The 2,088-nt window shown below is 55.7% G+C and carries 1 protein-coding gene; it reads left to right on the forward strand.

Annotation, left to right across the window (positions count from 1 at the left end; translation table 11 throughout):
• The first annotated feature begins 218 nt into the window (after positions 1 to 218).
• A complete protein-coding gene (locus DW037_RS10365) occupies positions 219 to 1,913 on the forward strand; it encodes a phospho-sugar mutase (RefSeq protein WP_055252695.1) in 1,695 nt (564 codons plus the stop codon).
• Positions 1,914 to 2,088 lie beyond the last annotated feature (175 nt).

Here is a 2,088-nt window from a genome sequence, read left to right on the forward strand (position 1 = left end):
GAAGAAGGGGGAGGCCTCGCGGCCTCCCCCTTTTTTGCGTTTACGGGCAACATTCCTTATGCAATTAAATCAATTTAATCATCCACCGCTGAATATAGACGTTCACCGTTCTTTGGTCGGTTCTCTGTTCTCAATGGACTAATATTTGCTTTAGCGCACTGCTGCGCTTGTCCTGTTTTTACACGGGTCGTTTTATTGATTGTGACGGAAGGACTCACATGGCAGATGTTCATGAGCTGCTTGATACTTGGATTGCCAATGTCAAGGACGAGGAGCTCCTCGCTGAGCTTAACACGATGAAGGAGCAGGGTGATGAGGACGCCATCACCGATGCTTTCTTCCAAGATCTCGCCTTCGGTACTGCCGGCCTTCGCGGCACTATCGGTGCGGGCACTAACCGTATGAATATCTATACGGTCGGTCGTGCGACCCAGGGATTCGCTGACTACCTCAATGCGACCTTCGAGCATCCAACGGTTGCCATCGCTCGCGATAGCCGCAATAAAGGTGAGCTGTTCGTTAAGACGACGGCTGCCATTCTTGCAGCAAACGGCGTGACTGCCCTCGTTTATCCCAAGATTTCTCCTGTGCCGACGCTCTCCTGGGCCGTCCGTGATCTTAAGTGCTCCGGTGGCATTTGCATGACCGCTAGTCATAACCCGGCACCGTATAACGGCTATAAGGCCTATGGCCCCGACGGCTGCCAGATCACCAGCGAGGCCGCCGATGCAATTTCTAAGGCTATCGCCGAGACCGATACGTTCACCGGTGTGAAGTCCATGGACTTCGATGAGGCTCTTGAGCAGGGCCTGGTCAAATGGATCGATGACTCGTGCCTCGAGCGTTATTACGACGCCGTTCTCGCTCGCGGCGTTACGAATCTTTCTGCCGAGGAGATTGCCGGCGCACCGCTCAAGCTTGTCTATACGCCGCTGAATGGTACCGGCCTCATTCCCGTCACCACGGTGCTCGAGCGCGCTGGCATCACTGATGTCACGGTTGTTCCCGAGCAGAAGGAACCTAACGGCGATTTCCCGACCTGCCCGTATCCTAACCCCGAGATCCGACAGGCCATGCAGAAGGGCATCGATCTCTGCGAGCAGGTTCACCCCGATCTGCTGCTTGCGACCGATCCCGACGCCGACCGTGTTGGTGTTGCCGTTAAGAATGGCGATGACTATCTGCTGCTGACCGGTAACGAGATGGGCGTCCTGCTGCTCGACTATATTTGCAAGACCCGTGCCGCCCGCGGCGAGGACCTCACTAAGAAGGTCGCGGTTACTACCATTGTTTCTTCCGCCATGGTCGATGCTCTGGCCGAGGAATATGGCTTTGAGCTCCGTCGCTGCCTGACGGGCTTCAAGTACATCGGTGACATCATTACCTCGCTTTCCGATGCCGGTGAAGTCGATCGCTTTATCTTCGGTTTTGAGGAGAGCTACGGTTATCTGGCTGGTGATCACGTGCGCGACAAGGACGCCGTGAGCACTTCGCTGCTGATTTGCCAGATGGCTCAGTATTACAAGCTGCAGGGTAAGAACCTCGCCGACGCGATGCACGAGCTGTACGAGAAGTATGGCTACTACCACAATAAGACGATTTCGCTGAGCTATCCGGGTGCTGAGGGTGCGGCAAAGATGGCCGGCATCATGGCCGGTCTGCGCGAGAACCCGCCCGCGGAGCTCGCCGGTTCCAAGATTGAAGCCGTCGTGGACTACAACACCTGCGTGAACGGCCTGCCGAAGGCTAATGTCATTGAGTTCGATCTCGAGGGTGGCAACAAGGGTATCGTCCGTCCTTCCGGCACCGAGCCCAAGATCAAGCTGTATATCTTTGCCAAGGGCGCGGATGCCGCCGAAGCTGATGCAGCACTTGACGCGATTGAAGAGTCCGGTCGCAAGCTGCTGGCATAAGGTATTTAAGAGTCTATTACTGTAGATAGGCGAAAGAGGGGATCTCGGAAACGAGGTCCCCTCTTATATTTACCCAGCCAGCCGAGAGTCCTTATATGTGTAGGAAATGTGTACGCCCAGATTCCCGTCCCCGGCGCCCCTCCGGTCTGGCAATATATCTCCTTGCCGCGCGGCC

Source organism: Collinsella sp. AF39-11AT (assembly GCF_003474585.1).
Taxonomy (GTDB): Bacteria; Actinomycetota; Coriobacteriia; order Coriobacteriales; family Coriobacteriaceae; genus Collinsella.

What these genes read in the sequence shown, in the direction of transcription:
- DW037_RS10365 (WP_055252695.1), top strand. Translation starts at nt 219, where the DNA reads ATGGCAGATGTTCATGAGCTGCTTGATACTTGGATTGCCAATGTCAAG.